Below are 16375 nucleotides of genomic sequence, written 5' to 3'. Positions count from 1 at the left end.
TGTCTAACTTTTTTGTTGCACTTCATTTCCCGGATCTTCCAAGCACCACTGATTGCTTTGCAACAAGTGACATTTAAGTATCCACAGCAACCTATTTTCCGTGATGTTTCATTGTCGTTTCAACAAGGTCAAAAATATCTGTTAGAAGGACCCAGTGGTGCGGGTAAATCCACTTTATTAAAAATTATTGCGGGATATTTGACCACCTATACGGGAATTGTATCCTTCGAAGGTCAAAATTATCGTGCGTGGGGTCAACGGGCATTGATGGATCAAATCCTTTATCTGGCCCAAACGCCGCAAGTGATTAGCGGCAGTGTGGGCGACAATTTGCAGTTGACGAAAAACTATTCCGTGCAGGAAATGATTCACGTGTTGCAACGGGTTGGGCTAATTACGGCTGCTGATCAGGGGCCCGATTTTTTGCGCCAGGATGTGGGTGCAAAAGGCAGCAGCCTCTCTGGTGGTCAATTACAACGGTTGGCTTTGGCCCGCGGTCTACTGCGCGGCTATCAGATCCTGCTGCTGGACGAAGGGACGAGTGCTGTTGATGCAGCGACGGCCGTGCAAATTGAGCGGGATTTGCTGACCGATCCAACGTTGACCTTGATCATGATCAGTCATACGCCCCATGCAGAAACAACGCCGCTGTTTGATCACGTTATTCAGTTCCCGGTAACCACATCAACTGATTCGTCTGGGATAACACCACATGAATAGGCGCGTGGAATTCTTCACCGTCAATTTGGATATGTTCCTGGGCGGTAGTGGCGAAGCGGAAGTGATGGCGGCGATAAACGTGCAGCCGCGGGTGATTCGATTGGCCGCTCAGAATGTTCATCAAGATGGGTACCAGAACGTGCCATTTGGCTTTGTTAACCATCACTAGACTCAGACGGTCCGGATCCCGTTGATCATCGGGAAAAAGGCGGATGCCGCCGCCTAAGAAAGGATGGTTGGTGAATACAAAAAGATAGCTGCGATCATTAAAGTGGGTTTGTTCAGCCTGCCAAGTGGCGGGGAACCCGTGTTGATTCTTTAATGCGCGAAGAATGAAGAATATTGGTCAAGTAGGCAAATTGACCAAGGTGCAGGCGGTTTAGCCCCGTTTTAGTCTCCGAATGATTGGTGTCATACACGATGCGGGCGTCAATGCCAATGCCAAAGTTATTAATAAAGTATTGGGTTCCGATTTCTGGCGAGACGGCCTTGCCGATTTTTGTCACGATTGGCCGGCTGTGGCGTAAAGCAGCGATGGCACGGTTGGGTTGCAGGGGGATGCCGTGGGCGCGGGCATAATCATTACCGGTACCAGTGGGAATATAACCGACTGCGACGGTCTGGTTTTGACTTTCCTGCAAGCCGTTGACGGTATCGTGCAATGTCCCATCACCGCCAATCACAATGCAGCGGCCATTCACAGACGGCGCCAGGCCGCGGGCAATACGGCGGGCATCACCGTCTTGGGCGGTGTAGTAGGTTTGATCAATGTGAAAAAGGCGTGTTAACTGGGCCACAAGTGCGGGTATCTGTTTACGATGCCGGGAATTACCGGCTTGGGGATTAATAATCAGAGTGATGTTTTCCATCGGCTATTCTCCACTTCCATAGACTGATATCTTAATGATACGGTTTTCAGCAGGATAGTGATATTAAGTTGCTCAATCATTCCCCAGATGATTGAGCATCGTTGGTTGTTTCACCCACCACTGGGACACCAGCGGGACCACCGGAAACGTTGAGAATCATTTGCCAGAATGGTGGTTGAATACCCAGCTCAGTCAGGTCACTTAATGCAACAGCATAACGAATGGCATCCTCATTGTCGGCCTCGACTTTTTCCACCCAGTTGGGTTCAATCAGACTCTCATGTCCCAGTGCAACGAAATCAAAGTTTTCAGCTGCCTTTTCGGCCTCTGCCGGCGTCTTGATTCCGCCGACAACGATCATGGGCAGGCGCCCGCCGAGTTGGCGTTTAATGGCCTGGTTGATGATGGTGTGGTCAGAGTGGTCACGTAACGGGGTGCCCCATGCATTGTTTTGAGACACGTGCAGATAATCTAGTGGGCGTTCCACTAATGTTTCCACCAACGCCAATGTATCGTTCAGGGTAATTCCTGGTGTCTCCACTTCCTCGGGAGAGAGGCGATAGCCAAGTAAAAATGGTTTGTCCGCATAGCGTGCAATTGTTTCCGCGGCTTTATCAACGACTGCGACTGGAAACCGCATTCTGTTTTCCAAACTGCCACCCCATTCATCCGTGCGGCGGTTAGAATGGGGAGAGAAAAATTGTTGGAGCAGATAAGTATTGGCGCCGTGCAATTCAACCCCGTCGAAACCGGCCAGAATGGCGCGCCGGACGGCTGCCCCAAAGTCCTCGACGGTTTGTTCAACAGCAGCACCACTGAGCGCTTGGGGTGTTTCATAGCCGGCCCGGGGTGCAGCGACAGCACTGGCACTCACTGGTTGGTGACCCCGCAGCACGTGACTGTTGGTCATTCGACCAGCACTAAAGATTTGGATAATGGCGAGCGTGCCGTTTTGCTTAATCGCATTGGCCAATCGCGTCAGTCCAGGGATGTCTTCATCATGGGCAATACTCAACTCGCCCTCAAACCCCTTACCCAGGTCATTCACGTTGGCCACGGCAGTGATATACATACCCACGCCGCCTGTATGTAAACTATAGTAGTGTAATTCGTCCTGGGTTACGGTACCGTCGTGAAAAGCCATCTGCTCAGTCATTGGGGGAATGGTGATGCGGTTTTTCGCTGTGATGCCTTTTTTGGGGAATGTCAAAGGCTTCAAAAATTCGTATGCCGTCATGAAATATACGCTCCTTTTGAATTTTGTTTCTAATACATCCAATTTAGCACAGTATGCAAGACGGCACTGGATAAAAAAGATCGGAACAAAATTCCGATCCCCAATTGAATTCGATTGTTGAATCATTATGCCTGATGGGCGTCAACGAGTTGCTGCTGTAAATCGGCTAATTTTGGTGTGAGGTACACGGGATACAAGTCAGGGTTGACTAGCCGTTTTGTGGCTGCCGGCAGCCGGGTTAATTCATCCTGACAGTAATTCTGGATGGCAAAGACGTCGGTCGGTTCCGTCGCTGGTGCACCGGGTTTGAATACAGTGTGTAAGAGCGGTTGGGCAGTGAAGTCTTTTAATGTCACCTTGGTGTGCGTGGCCAGGGGATTGGCATTGATCGCCGCAATGGTTGTCGCCAGCGTTTCATCGGCCAGTGCAATCACGTCAGCGAATGCCTGCTGGCTACCCGGATGAAAGAGCCGGTAGACTTGCTTATGACCGGGTAGGGTCGTCTTTTCACGACTGGCGCTGACCTTTATTTTCGGCTGCCAGTCACCCTGGGTTTGTAAGGCCGCCAGCTTATAGACACCGCTCAAAACAGGTGACGAAGCGCTGGTGATCAGCTTTTCGCCGATCCCAAAGTTGTCTAATGGCGCGCCCTGTTTCAGTAATGACTGGATCACAGTTTCGTCCAGTGCATTGGAGGCAGTGATTTTGGCTTCTGGAAAGCCCGCGTCATCTAACATTTGACGGGCTTGTGTGGCCAATTGAGTGATATCTCCGGAATCGATCCGAATACCCACCGGGCGGTGACCGGCCGCCCGTAACTCTTTGAACACAGTGATGGCGTTGGGTACACCGGATGCGAGGACATCAAACGTATCGACCAGCAGTGCACTATTATCCGGGTAAACTTTCGCCCAGGCGCGAAAAGCGGTTAGTTCGTCTGGAAAGGATTCCACCCAGCTGTGGGCCATGGTGCCAGCAGCAGGAATATGAAACAATTGTGCGGCCAATACGTTGGAAGTGCTGGCACAGCCGCCGATAATTGCTGCCCGCGCCCCATACACCGCTGCGTCTGGTCCTTGGGCACGCCGCGCACCAAATTCCATCACTGGTCTGCCCTCAGCTGCGGCTGTGATCCGGCGGGCCTTGGTGGCAATCAAGGATTGATGGTTCACAATATTTAGCAGCAATGTTTCTAATAATTGCACTTGCATCAATGGTCCTTCAACGGTAATTAATGGTTCCCGGGGAAAGACCGGCGTCCCTTCGGGCAGGGCGGTAATTGTACAGGCCAACTGTAAATCGGCAAGGTAGTCCAAGAAGTCTACCGAATAAAGGTGCAGGCCACGCAAATAGTCGATGTCTGCCGGTGCAAAATGGAAATTCTGCAAGGCGTCAAGAACCTGCTGCAAACCAGCGGCAATGACAAAGCTGCCTTGGTCCGGGACATTGCGGAAGAAAATATCAAAAACGGCTCGATCTTCATGGGGTAAAGTGGCATAGTAGCCATTCGCCATGGAGAACTCATACAGATCAGTTAGTAAAGCATGGTTCATATTCATTTAAAAACCTTCTTCAAATCTTATTCGGTCACTGTGGCACCCAGAACATGGGCAAAATGGTCTAAAGCCCAAGTTTGACCGGCCGGGGTCAATGCTGCCACCGCATTTTGGTGAACAATAATTTGGTAATTCAGATTGTACGCATCGACAGCGGTATGCAGGACACAGATATCAGTACAAACACCGACCAGATGGACAGTGTTGATTCGACGCTCACGCAAACGCAGGTCCAAGGCGGTGCCAGCGAAAGCAGAGTAGCGTGTTTTGTCGAACATATTGACGTGCTCTTCAGATTGATGGGCCGTATACCAAGGTTTCAATGGACCAAAGAATTCCCGGCCCCATGTATGGCGCACATTGTGTGGTGGAAATAGTTTGCTCTCAGGATGATAGGGATCGTGGGGCGTGTGGACATCCGTAGGCAAATAGACCCACCCGTCTTGTTGGAGGAATTCGTTGGCCAAGGCCACGATTGGCTCGGCCAACACTTGTCCCGGTTGTCCGCAGCTAAGAGCGCCTTGATCGGCGACAAAGTCATTGGTGTAGTCAATAATCAGTAATGCTTCATTGGTATGTGCCATCGGAAACAGCCTTTCTGAATTAAAGTTAAAATAACCTAAATTTCGATAAAATAAAAGTGCGTTGAACTTTTACTTGGTGACTACAATACGCGATTGGCTGTCATTTTTCAAATTATGCGGCCTAAATCAAAAAAATTATTGCAGGATTCTATTGACGCTGTGGGCAGGTTCATGCTATGCTTCTTCTTGGTTATTTTCTGCCTAAGACTCGGGTGGCCGTATGGCCTTAATATCCCGCCGAGGAGTTAATTCGGAGTGTACTCTATGTCTAGGCAGGCATGGAGTTTTTTTATGGCAAGAAATTCTATAACTCATTATATGGAGGTGAATCACATGCCAAAAGAAGCCACAATTGCAAAAAAAGCTGCTGTTGTTGATGAAGTCACTGATAAGTTCAGTCGTGCTAAATCCGCTGTTGTCGTCGACTACTTGGGTCTGACTGTTGAGGAAGATACCAATCTGCGTAAGCAATTACGAGACGAAGGCGTTGAATTAGAAGTCATCAAGAATACGTATTTGCGCCGTGCTGCTGAAAAGTCTGGTTATGAAGGCTTGGATGACACATTTACTGGGCCGACCGCCGTGGCGTTCTCTTACGAGGATGTTGCTGCACCGGCACGGGTCATCTACAAGTTCGCTAAGACTGCCAAGAATTTGGAAGTTAAAGGCGGCATGATCGAAGGTAAGGTCGCTTCCATGGACCAACTGAGCGAGCTTTCCACTTTACCGGATCGCGAAGGTCTGTTATCCATGCTGCTTTCTGTTCTGCAAGCACCTGTTCGCAACGTTGCTTATGCGCTTAACGCTGTTGCAGACAGCAAGGGCGACGACGAACCCGCTGCATAATTGTTCTTAAAATCGTAATTAAAATTCGGAGGTAAATAGATATGGCTTTAGACACACAAAGCATTATCGAACAATTGAAGGGTGCTACTATCCTTGAATTGAACGACTTAGTAAAAGCAATCGAAGATGAATTCAATGTTTCCGCTGCTGCTCCCGTAGCTGCAGCTGGTGCTGCTGGCGGCGCTGACGCTGGTGCAGAACAAACTGAATTCGACGTTGAATTGACCGAAGCTGGCCAAGAAAAGGTTAAGGTCATCAAGGCTGTTCGTGAAATCACTGGCCAAGGCCTGAAGGACGCTAAGGGCATGGTTGATAATGCTCCGACTGTCATCAAGGAAAAGGTTTCTAAGGATGACGCTGACAAGCTGAAGGCTCAACTTGAAGAAGTAGGCGCCACGGTTACTGTTAAGTAATTTTAGCCTACCTTGTTATTTAGAATACCGCGCTGCAACGACTACAAAAGCCGTGGTGGTGCGGTATTTTTTGTACCGTCAGGAAAATACGATATAATAAGCAACAGTAGTTATGGAGAGGAGCACATGTCGTGAAAAAAGTCGGCCACAAGATTTTGGCCTTCGCCAAGGCCCATAAGACGATATTGAAGGGCATCTTTGTCATGTCCGTCGTGATCTTTATCATCATTGAGGCGGGGCGCATTGGGCAAGAAATCGACCCAGTACAATTACAGACCTATTTAACGGATCAAAGTCTCGGCAGTGTGCTCAGTATGCTAATACTTGGCCTTATTGCCGTACTTCCCATGTTGAATTATGACTTTGTGATTCAGGATTTTTTACCAGAACGGGCAGAAACAAAATATATTTTAAAATCAGGATGGGTCGTCAATACCTTTAATAACCTGATTGGCTTTGGTGGGGTCCTCGGGGCCACGCTGCGGGCCACGTATTATGGTAAACACGCTGACCGGCGGCGAGTGATTTTCGCCGTTTCTAAGATTGCGTTGTTTCTGTTATCCGGATTGTCAGTATGGTCTTTACTGGCGCTTGTCGAGATGTATGTCTTTGGCGTGGGGCGGCAGTTCACGCAATATACGATTTGGCTGATTGGCGGCGGGTTGTATTTCCCCATTCTATTGGGGTTCACCCATTTGCGGGAATCGGAGTTTTTTTCTGACTTACCCTTATCCCGGGAAATCCGACTCACAGCTGGTTCTATGCTGGAGTGGGGATTTGCCGGCGCGTTCTTCATGTATATTGGTTATCAACTGGGATTGACTCATTTGGCGGCAGTATTCCCGTTGTTTATGATCGCCAACGTCGTTGGGATTGCATCCATGGTGCCTGGCGCCATCGGCAGTTTTGACATCTTCATGATTGGCGGACTGGCCGCAGTGGGCGTGGACCCCAGTGAGGCTGTGGTCTGGTTGCTGTTTTATCGAGTCTTTTATTATCTGGTGCCATTTGCCATTGCCATCGTGATCTTTGTCCAAGATATGGGCAAACGGATCAACACGTATTTACAAGGGATTCCCATGCAGTTGCTCTCCCGGGCAGCCCATGTCATTTTTACCATGTTGTTATATTTCACTGCCATCATGTTGTTGATTTTAGCTACGATGCCTAACTTTGCATTACAAAACCGCTTTGTCCACTCCTTTACGCCGTATACCTTGGTGTTCATGGGGCGGGCCGCCAACATTGTTATTGCTTTCACTTTGATGGGCCTTGCCCGGGGGATCGCTAATAAATCACGTAAGGCGTATTGGCCAACAATTCTCATCTTGGTTTTAGGGATGATTACCACGCTGTTAAAAGATACCTCAGTACGCACCATTCTCTTCTTAGGCGTGATGATTCTGGTGACTCTTTTATCAAAACGTGAATTGTATCGGGAACGCATCCAGTTTGCCTGGGGTGATCGATTCTTTGATGGGGTCATCTACATTGCTTCGTTTGTGGCGTATGCCGTTGCCGGCTTTTACAATGCCCCCAATATCCACCATCGCCGACCAGTACCGACGGCTTGGATTTTTCCCAGCTGGCGGTTGTGGTTATCCGGCCTTTTAGCCATGTTTATCGCAGTAATTACTGTATATCTGGTGCTCAAGTACCTGTCAGTAGGTGGCGACCGGTTAGATGCTGGCTTCGACGCCGCCCGGGTCAAGGCGGTCGTTGATCAATTTGGGGGCAATTTGGTTTCTCATTTGGCGTTACTGCGGGATAAATCGATTCATTATTATCAAGTGGACGGTCAAGACCAGCTATTTTTCATGTACCGGAAAAAGGCGGACAAAATCATTATCATGGGCGAACCAGTGGGTAATCAGAAATACGTTGTGCCCGCTGTGGAAGAGTTTATGAATGAGGCTGACAAACTTGATCTATCCCTGGTCTTTTACGAGGTATCTGAAGGCTTCACGATGCAAATGCACGATTTAGGTTTTGACTTCATGAAATTTGGTGAAGAAGGGTTGGTCAAATTACCAGACTTCAAGATTTCTGGTAATCATTTTAAAGGTGAGCGGTCTCTGATGAATCGGTTTAAACGGGAAGGTTACACCTTTGATCTGGTCAAGCCGCCGTTTGATGATCAATTCATGGCACGACTGCGCCAAATTTCAGACAGCTGGCTGGCAGGCCGAGAGGAAAAAGGCTTCTCCCTTGGGTTTATGGACCAGTATTACTTGGAACAGACCCCGATTGCGGTTATTAAAGACAAGGACGGCCAAGTCATCGCCTTTGCGAATCAAATGCCCACAGGCAGTGATAAGATCACTAGTATTGATCTAATGCGGCATATTGCTGACGCCCCTTCCGGTATCATGGACGAGGTCTTTATCAATCTGTTTTACTGGGGCCGGGATAATGGCTATGAGTACTTCAACATGGGAATGGCGCCGCTCTCTGGCGTCGGGACCAACAGCTACGGTTTCCTCGAAGAACGGGCCGCCCACCTGATTTATCAATACGGCTACCGCTTTTACGATTTTGGCGGTCTGCGGGGGTATAAGAACAAGTACGTCACAAAATGGGTGCCCCGGTACGTCGTTTACTGGCGCCGCAGCTCCGTTCTTTTCACAATGTTGCAGATTCTGCTCATTGTGAATAAAAAGATTGATCCCCAGTTATATCAAGCCGGGATGTATCGACCGCAAATCTTCGGTCCGCATAATGTTTAGGAAGGATCTAAAAAATGCCAGACCATTATTATTCTGCTGATCCCACAAGTGCTCATGATCGCCACAATTTCGAGGCCACATTGCGAGGGTTTCATTTCAATTTCACCACTGACGCCAGTGTTTTTTCCCGGGAGCGGGTGGATTTTGGCTCCCAAACCTTGATCGATACGGTCCAACCGGCAGATTGGCCCGCCGGTGCCGTGCTTGATGTGGGGTGCGGGTACGGTCCGATTGGGTTGACTGTAGCCGCTCTCGCTGCCTTCCGGGAAGTCGACATGACAGATGTCAACGAACGGGCATTAGGCTTGGCTAAGGAAAACGCCGCGGCCAACCACGTCATGAATGTCCGGGTCTTCGCGTCCGACGCTTATGACAAGGTGGCCGGGCGCTATGCGGCCATTTTATCGAATCCGCCAATTCGCGCTGGGAAAAATGTGGTGAATGCCATTATCGATGGTGCCGTCCAGCATTTGAGCGAGGGTGGTCATCTGATGATTGTCATCCAAAAAAAACAAGGCGCACCATCTGCGAAGAAACGCATGATGGCGGCCTTTGGGAATGCCACTGTCTTGAAACACAATAAGGGATATCAAGTAATTGATAGTGTGCTAGTCAATCAATAACAGATAGCACAGTGTCAAATGATCCATGTCCCGCAAGGACCAGCCGGTCAACTCTTGAAATTTATCGATGCGGTACTGAAGGGTGTTGCGGTGAAGATACAACGCTTTGGCCGCACTCGTCATGTTGCCTTGGTGGTGGTAGAGAGCAACGATCACCTCGGCGTATTCAGGCATTTGCGCTAGTCGTTGGCGCAGGGTTTGGTAGACGGCGGATTGTTCGCGGGTCGGCGTGGTGAAATATGCCAATGATTGGGTGGCCAGATCGCTCTCGGCCTTGGTGGCTTTTACACTGGTGAAGATCCGCTGTTCCTCCGCAAAAAGGGCGGGCAGCGGATCATCTTTTTGCCAAAAGTTGCCGACATAAATTTGAATGTTGGCATAAAAGTCTGTCTCCATCGCCGCTAAGACTTGGGCAAAATCACTGAGTTTTTGTTGATCAGGATCTTTTTCTTGATCCGGTTCAACGAACAGGGCGTAAGACTGGTCCACCCAAAAATGAGCGAGCAGCCGCGGAAACATCCCCGTCACAGCCGCCATGAAGTCTTGCCGACTGACGCTGGCGTCTTTCATCGTGACCCGTAACTGGACCACGCGTAGCCGCTCGAATGATTGTGGAGCATCAGTCGTTTGCCCGGTTAAAAAAGCGTACCAAGGTTCTTTGATTCGGGGGGCTTGTTCCTGGGCCAACGTTTCTAAGAGTGCCGTCTCACTCGCACTGAGGGGATGACGATCGATGGCAATGTATCCCCCTTTCGCCGGTAGCGGCAGGGAAATATAGCGGGGATCTGAAAGCGGCTGGGCGACCACCATTGCAGTGGGATAAATACGTTGCCAAGCCGGTGCGTCTAACGCCATGTTGGCATCTCCTTTCCAAATATCAACGCATTTAATTGTAACATTATCGCTTTAGAAAGCAGGGATTGTGATCGTATTTTCAGAATCGGAAATTCAATACTATATGGGGAAGGCACTCAAAGAGGCGGACCTGGCCCAAGCGCTGGGCGAAGTGCCAATTGGTGCGGTGATTGTCGCAGACGGCGGGGAAATTATTGGTCGCGGGCATAATCTTCGGGAAGTGAATCATGATGCGACTGCCCACGCGGAGTTGCTGGCGATTCGGCAAGCCTGTGCGCGCCGCAGCAGTTGGCGGCTTACCCACGCTAGTCTATTTGTGACGCTTGAACCATGTCCCATGTGTGCCGGGGCAATCATCAATTCACGTTTAGATGCCGTGTACTATGGGGCGTTGAATCCCAAGGCGGGGAGTGCCGGGACCCTAATTAATCTACTCGATTTTCCTGCCTACCATTTGTCTGTACCCAGTGTCTCTGGAGTACGCGGTGAGGAAGCCGGAGAACGCATGAAGGCGTTCTTTGGACGGGTGCGCAAGGAGATCAAGGCGGCCAAGCAAGCGGCTAAGGGAAAGTAGAATCATTTTTGCCTTTGCGGCTAATTTTTGCTATACTTATTTACGCCGCAAGGCCTTAAGGCAATGACAGTCTTACGAAGCGTGTCAGATCCGGAAGGAAGCAGCACTAAGTAGGTATTGTCATGTGCCTTTTGTTATTTATAAAATTATTGTGGCTGGGGCGGATATTCTGCTTCAGCCACTTGACTATCCACAGAAAAAATTAGTCAATCTTTGTTAAAATAGAATTTTGGAACAGACTTTGAATTATGGCAGAAAGGATTGCGTGCGATGGCTTATCAGGCGTTATATCGGGTATGGCGGCCGCAACGTTTTGCGGACTTGGTTGGGCAGGAAACAGTCACGCAAACCCTCAAGAATGCGTTGATGACCGATTCGATCAGTCATGCCTACTTGTTCACCGGTCCGCGGGGTACGGGCAAAACCTCTGCGGCTAAGATACTGGCCAAGGCCGTTAACTGCCGCTTCCGGCAAGATGGTGAGCCATGTAATCAATGCGAGACCTGCAAAGCAATTACCGCCGGTCGCTTGGGCGATGTTATTGAAATTGATGCCGCCAGTAACAACGGGGTCGATGAAATCCGGGATATTCGGGATAAGGCAAAATACGCCCCCACGGTGGCGGATTACAAAGTATATATTATTGACGAAGTCCACATGTTGTCGACGGGTGCGTTTAACGCCTTATTAAAGACGTTGGAGGAGCCGCCTGCCCATGTCATCTTTATCTTAGCCACCACAGAAGTGCAGAAAGTACCTGCGACAATTATTTCTCGGACCCAGCGTTTTGATTTCAAACGAATTGCTCCCGATACGATCGTTGACCGGATGGCCTACATCTTAAATGACATGAAGGTTACCTTCGATGATGCTGCCCTCGCCCTGATTGCCAACGCCGCTGCCGGCGGGATGCGAGATGCGTTGAGTATTTTGGACCAAGTGTTGTCCTTTGGTGATGATCATGTCACATTGGCCAATGCCTTGACCGTGACCGGTAGTCTTTCTGGCGATGTGCTGGCGCAATATTTACGGACGGTGAACGCTGGGGACACCGCACAGGGGTTGACCATTGTTCAGAAGAGCTTGGCTGCCGGTAAAGACCCCAATCAGTTCATTACGAATTTACTGGTATATTTACGGGACCTATTATTATATCGACAAGACCCCAAGTTGGCTCGCAGTTATTACGCCACCACCGATCCGGATACGTTTGCTGAGTTGACTAAGGCAATGGATGACACCCGGGTGTATCAAATGATTGATGTGTTGACCACTGTTCAAGCCCAGTTGCGCCAGACTACCCATCCCGATGTGTATTTGGATGTGCTGACAGTCAAGCTGACCACCTTGAAGGATAAGACGGCGGCTTCCCCAGCAGCTTCTGAGGCGGCAGTACCCGCCCAATTAGCGGCTACTGTGCAGACCTTGCAAGAGCAAGTCGCCGCGCTGCAAAAGCAATTAGCCGCTGGCGGCACCGCTGGGTCGGCGGCAGCAGTGCCTGCGGCCGCGCCAAAACGCAGTGCTGCCCCCAAGACCCATACCAAGGTGCACGTCAATCTGGAGCAAATTAATCAAGTGTTGGGTCAGGCCACCCGCAAGGCTTTGGAACATCAACAATCCCTGTGGGGCGAATTGCTGAGTATGTTGGATGTGGCCCAGCGTGCAGTGTTGCATGTGGGCACCAAGCCCGTGGCTGCCAGTGCCAGTGCCGTTGTGGTATCCTTTGATTACCCGATGATGTTTGCGCGGGTAGCTAAGGACCAGGTGTTGCGTGAGCAAATCGAAGCCGATTTAAAAAAATTGGACGGGAACGATATTGCGGTTTACTTCGTGCCTAAAGAAGAATGGCCCCGGATTCGTAAGAATTATTTGGTTAATCATGGTCCGGGCAAAAAGAAGCTTCCCAAGGATCAATCAGCGCCAACAGCACCGACATCCACAGCTGCTTCCGAATCGGCCGCAGCCACAGCGTCTGCCACGGTAGATCCAGTAGTCGCTAAAGCACAAGAATTGTTTGGCAGCTTCGTGGAGATTGATTCTGGAGAGCCGAATAGTACCGCACCACAAAAACAAACAGAAGATGGAGTGAAGCAAAATGGCTAAAATGCCTAATTTTGGCGGTGGCAACATGCAAAACATGATGCGCCAAATGCAAAAGATGCAAAAAGAGATGGGCGCTGCTCAGGATCAGTTGAATGAATCTGAATTCGTTGGCAAGGCCCCAGAAGACTTGGTGACGGTGACATTTACCGGCGATCATCAGATGAAGGATATTCAAATCAAGCCGGAAGCAATTGATGCGGACGATCCAGATATGTTACAGGATTTGATTGTGGCAGCGGTTAATGATGCCATGAAGACCATCAAGGACAAAACCGAATCGACGCTAGGCCGATTCGCTAAAGGAATGTAAATAGAATGCTGCAATATCCAGAGCCCATCGCGAAGTTGATCGACAGTTATATGAAGTTACCCGGAATCGGCGAAAAGACGGCCACCCGATTAGCTTTTTTTACGTTGGATATGCCCCAGGATGAAGTGGATGAATTTGCGTCTGATTTGCACGATGTCAAAACCAAACTGCATTTTTGTTCTATCTGTGGGAATATTACGGACCAAGATCCGTGCGTTATTTGCTCTGATCCATCCCGGGATCAAACCCGCATTTTAGTGGTGGAACAGCCCAAAGATATTATGGCCTTAGAACGGATGAACGAATATCATGGACTGTACCATGTATTGCATGGTGTCCTTTCACCGACAACCGGCAAGGGGCCCGAGGATATTAACATCAAGTCGCTGCTCAAACGATTGCAACAACACACCGAAGTGCAAGAGGTGATTATTGCCACGAACGCGACGCCAGAAGGGGAATCCACGGCGATGTATTTGGCCCGGTTAATCAAACCGGCTGGTATTAAAGTGACTCGCTTGGCCTATGGTCTTGCCGTGGGCAGTGATATTGAGTACGCCGATTCCATGACCTTGATCAAAGCCGTCGAAGGACGCCAGGAGATGTAGCCATGTTCAAGCAAGACAGCCTGCGAGAAGAGTTCAACGAAGACTTATTGGCCGAGATCAACGCGATCCGGGAGGAATGGCAACGGCAACAGCGGCTTTCCAATGCTGCTGTGCCGGATGCCTGGTTTGATGAGAACGATGTGATGATCTTACGCGCACGCTACGAGATGCTTTACGAAGAAGCCCGCCGTCGACAACTTCGTTCTCATACGATCGCGCCTGGATTGATCAGTCATTTCACGGATACGTTTAATTAATTTGGAAAAAATGCCATTTACCCGTGTTTTAATGTAAAATATTATTTATGTAGTGGAAAGAGGGAACGTTGTGAGCGGTTTATTTATTTCTTTAGAAGGTCCAGATGGGGCAGGCAAGGGTACCATGCTCACTCATCTGATGCCGATCTTAAAGAAACATACTTCCCGCACGGTGGTGCTGACCCGCGAGCCAGGCGGCAGTCCCATTGCCGAAAAGATTCGCCATCTGATTCTGGATGTCGCCAATCAGGAGATGACTGGTGAAACGGAGGCTTTGTTATATGCCGCCGCCCGCAGTCAACACTTGCATGATATTATCCTGCCCGCTTTGGCTAAGGATCAAATCGTGATCTCTGACCGGTATGTGGATAGTTCAATTGCGTATCAGGGCGGCGGCCGCCAGTTAGGCACCGATACGGTAGCGAGCATCAATCATTTCGCCACCGGAGGCGTACTACCGCAGTTGACCCTGTACGTGGATATTTCTCCCGAAGTTGGATTAAGCCGGATTAAAAAATACCGCGATACCCCAGAGGATCGGTTGGAAGTGGCCGGCAATGCATTTCACGACCGAGTCCGGGCGACTTATTTGCAACTGGTGCATGATGACCCTCAGCGGATCGTGGCACTAGATGGGGCCGCCCCTGCAAAGGAATTAACCGCCGCTGCATGGCACGAGATCCACAGCCGTTTTCCCCAATTTTTCCCAGCCTAAGGGCATTAGAAAGAAGGAATCGTTATGAAGCTGATTATGGCCATTGTCCAAGATAAAGACAGCAATATGCTGCAAAATGAATTCATTGATGCAAATATTCGGGCCACCAAATTATCCACCACTGGGGGTTTTCTGAAGTCTGGAAACACCACGTTCATCATCGGGATCGAGGATGAACGAGTGAATGAGGTCTTGGCTTTAATCAAGAAAACATCGCATTCCCGCGAGCAATTTATGACCCCGCCGGTGAGTATGGATGTAACTGGCGACAGTTCACTTTCCTACCCGATCGAAGTGCAGGTCGGCGGCGCAACTGTCTTTGTCCTGCCGGTTGAACAGTTCCACCAGTTCTAATGACAGTGGTGAAGCAGTGGCCGATCGTTCAATTACAACCGCGGCTGCAAGAGCGATTTGCCCATTTAATTGACAACGGGCGCCTGGCTCATGCGTATCTTTTTAATGGTACTCCGGAAAGTGGCACAACGGCGCTCGCACAGTGGATCGCGTTGCGCCTTTTTTGCAGTAATTTACACAACGGGGTACCGTGCGGGCAATGTGCCAATTGCCAACAAATTCTTAGTGGCAATCATCCTGATTTTTTGACCATCAAGCCTACTGGACAGACAATTAAGGTGGATGATATTCGGTATTTGCGTCAAGAGATGAGCCGCACTGGTTTGGAACAGAAGCGGCGGGTTTTTGTGATTGATCAGGCCGATTTATTGAGTGCCGCGGCGGCCAATTCACTACTTAAATTTATTGAAGAACCACCTGGCCCAGTGTTGATTATCTTACTTACCGAGCAAAAACAGCGCTTGCTGGCCACGATTCTATCCCGAGTACAGGTGATTGATTTTCCCCCGCTGACGGCTGGACAAATGGCCGGTGAATTGACGGCCGAAGGGTTGGACCAAAGCCTTGCCCCCTTATTTGGCGCGTTAGGTGCGGATGCCGCCACTGCCCGCGAACTGGCGGAGAGTCATACACTGAATGATATGATTCAGGCGATGGGTCAATGGTTAACCGCGCTGGGGCATGGTGATTGGCAGGCCTTTATTATCGTTCAAACGCGCATCATGTCCCTCGTCAAGGATAAGAACAGCCAAATTCTGTTTTTGGATTTGGTCGTTTTGGCGTTACAGGATGTGGTACATTATCAATATCAAACTGCCGCAGCCAACTTTTTCCCCAGCGAGCAAACCCATATTCAACAAGCCGCCCAGGAATTATCGCCACGCGTGGCCGCAGACGCGCTGACGGCGGCACTGACCACACAAACCCAACTGCAAGGCAACGTGGCTTTCCAAGGGTTAATGGAGACACTAAGTGCCCATATTCTGACGCAGATGGCCCGGTAATGATTTGATTTGGATGCGCAA

Annotated in this window: 19 protein-coding genes, 1 other RNA gene and 1 other annotated feature; of the genes, 14 read left to right on the top strand and 6 right to left on the bottom strand. The window is 49.7% G+C overall.

From position 1 onward, the window contains the following. Positions 1–720, top strand: a 720-nt coding sequence (locus FD09_RS14610) for an ABC transporter ATP-binding protein (protein WP_157053858.1), incomplete at its 5' end; no start/stop codon positions are given. On the opposite strand, the gene FD09_RS16810 is transcribed toward FD09_RS14610, so the two are convergent. From FD09_RS16810 to FD09_RS14590, 5 genes are all read right to left on the bottom strand, one after another. Continuing rightward, positions 662–1054: a diacylglycerol/lipid kinase family protein gene (locus tag FD09_RS16810; protein WP_235812314.1), complete on the bottom strand. Its 393-nt coding sequence runs from the start codon at positions 1052–1054 to the stop codon at positions 662–664. The genes FD09_RS14610 and FD09_RS16810 overlap by 59 nt on opposite strands. Beyond that, positions 1002–1589, bottom strand: coding sequence for a diacylglycerol/lipid kinase family protein (locus FD09_RS16805; protein ID WP_235812313.1), 588 nt, complete (start codon positions 1587–1589; stop codon positions 1002–1004). Before FD09_RS16805 ends, FD09_RS16810 begins: the two co-directional genes overlap by 53 nt. A gap of 76 nt (positions 1590–1665) precedes the next feature. Continuing rightward, positions 1666–2826: an NADH-dependent flavin oxidoreductase gene (locus FD09_RS14600; protein WP_057822429.1), complete on the bottom strand. Its 1161-nt coding sequence runs from the start codon at positions 2824–2826 to the stop codon at positions 1666–1668. Positions 2827–2951: 125 nt separating this feature from the next. Beyond that, positions 2952–4385 carry a nicotinate phosphoribosyltransferase gene (locus FD09_RS14595; protein WP_083487995.1) on the bottom strand — a complete coding sequence of 478 codons (1434 nt, stop codon included), beginning with the start codon at positions 4383–4385 and terminating at the stop codon, positions 2952–2954. Between the two features lie 20 nt (positions 4386–4405). Beyond that, entirely contained in the window at positions 4406–4966 is a 561-nt protein-coding gene (locus FD09_RS14590; protein WP_057822428.1) for a cysteine hydrolase family protein, read from the bottom strand. A 182-nt stretch (positions 4967–5148) separates the two neighbouring features. Continuing rightward, positions 5149–5265, top strand: a sequence feature (ribosomal protein L10 leader region). A gap of 34 nt (positions 5266–5299) precedes the next feature. Here FD09_RS14590 and rplJ point away from each other — a divergent pair. The 4 genes from rplJ to FD09_RS14570 all read left to right on the top strand — a co-directional run bounded on the left by rplJ (position 5300) and on the right by FD09_RS14570 (position 9574). Further along, entirely contained in the window at positions 5300–5812 is a 513-nt protein-coding gene (gene rplJ / locus FD09_RS14585; protein ID WP_057822427.1) for a 50S ribosomal protein L10, read from the top strand. Positions 5813–5853: 41 nt separating this feature from the next. Further along, positions 5854–6225, top strand: coding sequence for a 50S ribosomal protein L7/L12 (gene rplL / locus FD09_RS14580; protein WP_057822426.1), 372 nt, complete (start codon positions 5854–5856; stop codon positions 6223–6225). Between the two features lie 131 nt (positions 6226–6356). Then, complete coding sequence (mprF, locus tag FD09_RS14575; protein WP_057822425.1) at positions 6357–8951, top strand: bifunctional lysylphosphatidylglycerol flippase/synthetase MprF; 2595 nt, start codon at positions 6357–6359, stop codon at positions 8949–8951. A 14-nt stretch (positions 8952–8965) separates the two neighbouring features. Continuing rightward, entirely contained in the window at positions 8966–9574 is a 609-nt protein-coding gene (locus FD09_RS14570) for a class I SAM-dependent methyltransferase (RefSeq protein WP_057822424.1), read from the top strand. Here the strand turns inward: FD09_RS14570 and FD09_RS14565 are convergent. Continuing rightward, positions 9560–10429, bottom strand: coding sequence for a PucR family transcriptional regulator (locus tag FD09_RS14565; protein WP_057822423.1), 870 nt, complete (start codon positions 10427–10429; stop codon positions 9560–9562). The two genes, FD09_RS14570 and FD09_RS14565, sit on opposite strands and share 15 nt — an antisense overlap. 103 nt (positions 10430–10532) lie before the next feature. Here FD09_RS14565 and FD09_RS14560 point away from each other — a divergent pair, with 103 nt between their 5' ends. The 9 genes from FD09_RS14560 to holB all read left to right on the top strand — a co-directional run bounded on the left by FD09_RS14560 (position 10533) and on the right by holB (position 16354). Continuing rightward, positions 10533–11003 (top strand): nucleoside deaminase, encoded by a 471-nt coding sequence (locus FD09_RS14560; protein WP_057822434.1) that lies wholly within the window; start codon positions 10533–10535, stop codon positions 11001–11003. Between the two features lie 52 nt (positions 11004–11055). Further along, positions 11056–11142, top strand: an RNA gene (gene ffs, locus FD09_RS16075) — signal recognition particle sRNA small type. A 131-nt stretch (positions 11143–11273) separates the two neighbouring features. Beyond that, positions 11274–13106, top strand: coding sequence for a DNA polymerase III subunit gamma/tau (gene dnaX / locus FD09_RS14555; RefSeq protein WP_083487994.1), 1833 nt, complete (start codon positions 11274–11276; stop codon positions 13104–13106). A gap of 1 nt (position 13107) precedes the next feature. Continuing rightward, positions 13108–13416, top strand: a complete 309-nt coding sequence (locus FD09_RS14550) for a YbaB/EbfC family nucleoid-associated protein (RefSeq protein ID WP_057822433.1) — start codon at positions 13108–13110, stop codon at positions 13414–13416. Positions 13417–13424: 8 nt separating this feature from the next. Beyond that, the gene (gene recR / locus FD09_RS14545) at positions 13425–14024 is read left to right on the top strand and encodes a recombination mediator RecR (protein ID WP_057822432.1); all 600 of its coding nucleotides are present in this window, start codon (positions 13425–13427) and stop codon (positions 14022–14024) included. A gap of 2 nt (positions 14025–14026) precedes the next feature. Continuing rightward, on the top strand, positions 14027–14281 hold the full coding sequence (locus FD09_RS14540) for a YaaL family protein (RefSeq protein WP_057822422.1): 255 nt from the start codon (positions 14027–14029) through the stop codon (positions 14279–14281). 70 nt (positions 14282–14351) lie between these two features. Further along, entirely contained in the window at positions 14352–14996 is a 645-nt protein-coding gene (tmk, locus tag FD09_RS14535) for a dTMP kinase (protein ID WP_057822421.1), read from the top strand. A 24-nt stretch (positions 14997–15020) separates the two neighbouring features. Continuing rightward, positions 15021–15350, top strand: coding sequence for a cyclic-di-AMP receptor (locus FD09_RS14530; protein WP_057822420.1), 330 nt, complete (start codon positions 15021–15023; stop codon positions 15348–15350). After that, positions 15350–16354, top strand: coding sequence for a DNA polymerase III subunit delta' (holB, locus tag FD09_RS14525; protein ID WP_057822419.1), 1005 nt, complete (start codon positions 15350–15352; stop codon positions 16352–16354). Before FD09_RS14530 ends, holB begins: the two co-directional genes overlap by 1 nt. Positions 16355–16375 lie beyond the last annotated feature (21 nt).

Source organism: Schleiferilactobacillus perolens DSM 12744 (assembly GCF_001435585.1).
Taxonomy (GTDB): Bacteria; Bacillota; Bacilli; order Lactobacillales; family Lactobacillaceae; genus Schleiferilactobacillus; species Schleiferilactobacillus perolens.
Note: the sequence above shows the minus strand (reverse complement) of the source record. Positions and strands in the feature narration are given on the sequence as shown.

Excerpts from the sequence above, each read along its gene's own strand:
- FD09_RS14565 (WP_057822423.1), bottom strand. The coding sequence starts at position 10,429 with ATGGCGTTAGACGCACCGGCTTGGCAACGTATTTATCCCACTGCAATG.
- holB (WP_057822419.1), top strand. The coding sequence starts at position 15,350 with ATGACAGTGGTGAAGCAGTGGCCGATCGTTCAATTACAACCGCGGCTG.
- FD09_RS14595 (WP_083487995.1), bottom strand. The coding sequence starts at position 4,385 with ATGAATATGAACCATGCTTTACTAACTGATCTGTATGAGTTCTCCATG.
- FD09_RS14540 (WP_057822422.1), top strand. The coding sequence starts at position 14,027 with ATGTTCAAGCAAGACAGCCTGCGAGAAGAGTTCAACGAAGACTTATTG.
- FD09_RS14590 (WP_057822428.1), bottom strand. The coding sequence starts at position 4,966 with ATGGCACATACCAATGAAGCATTACTGATTATTGACTACACCAATGAC.
- rplJ (WP_057822427.1), top strand. The coding sequence starts at position 5,300 with ATGCCAAAAGAAGCCACAATTGCAAAAAAAGCTGCTGTTGTTGATGAA.
- FD09_RS14530 (WP_057822420.1), top strand. The coding sequence starts at position 15,021 with ATGAAGCTGATTATGGCCATTGTCCAAGATAAAGACAGCAATATGCTG.
- FD09_RS14600 (WP_057822429.1), bottom strand. The coding sequence starts at position 2,826 with ATGACGGCATACGAATTTTTGAAGCCTTTGACATTCCCCAAAAAAGGC.
- FD09_RS14550 (WP_057822433.1), top strand. The coding sequence starts at position 13,108 with ATGCCTAATTTTGGCGGTGGCAACATGCAAAACATGATGCGCCAAATG.
- FD09_RS14560 (WP_057822434.1), top strand. The coding sequence starts at position 10,533 with ATGGGGAAGGCACTCAAAGAGGCGGACCTGGCCCAAGCGCTGGGCGAA.
- FD09_RS16805 (WP_235812313.1), bottom strand. The coding sequence starts at position 1,589 with ATGGAAAACATCACTCTGATTATTAATCCCCAAGCCGGTAATTCCCGG.
- dnaX (WP_083487994.1), top strand. The coding sequence starts at position 11,274 with ATGGCTTATCAGGCGTTATATCGGGTATGGCGGCCGCAACGTTTTGCG.
- rplL (WP_057822426.1), top strand. The coding sequence starts at position 5,854 with ATGGCTTTAGACACACAAAGCATTATCGAACAATTGAAGGGTGCTACT.
- FD09_RS14570 (WP_057822424.1), top strand. The coding sequence starts at position 8,966 with ATGCCAGACCATTATTATTCTGCTGATCCCACAAGTGCTCATGATCGC.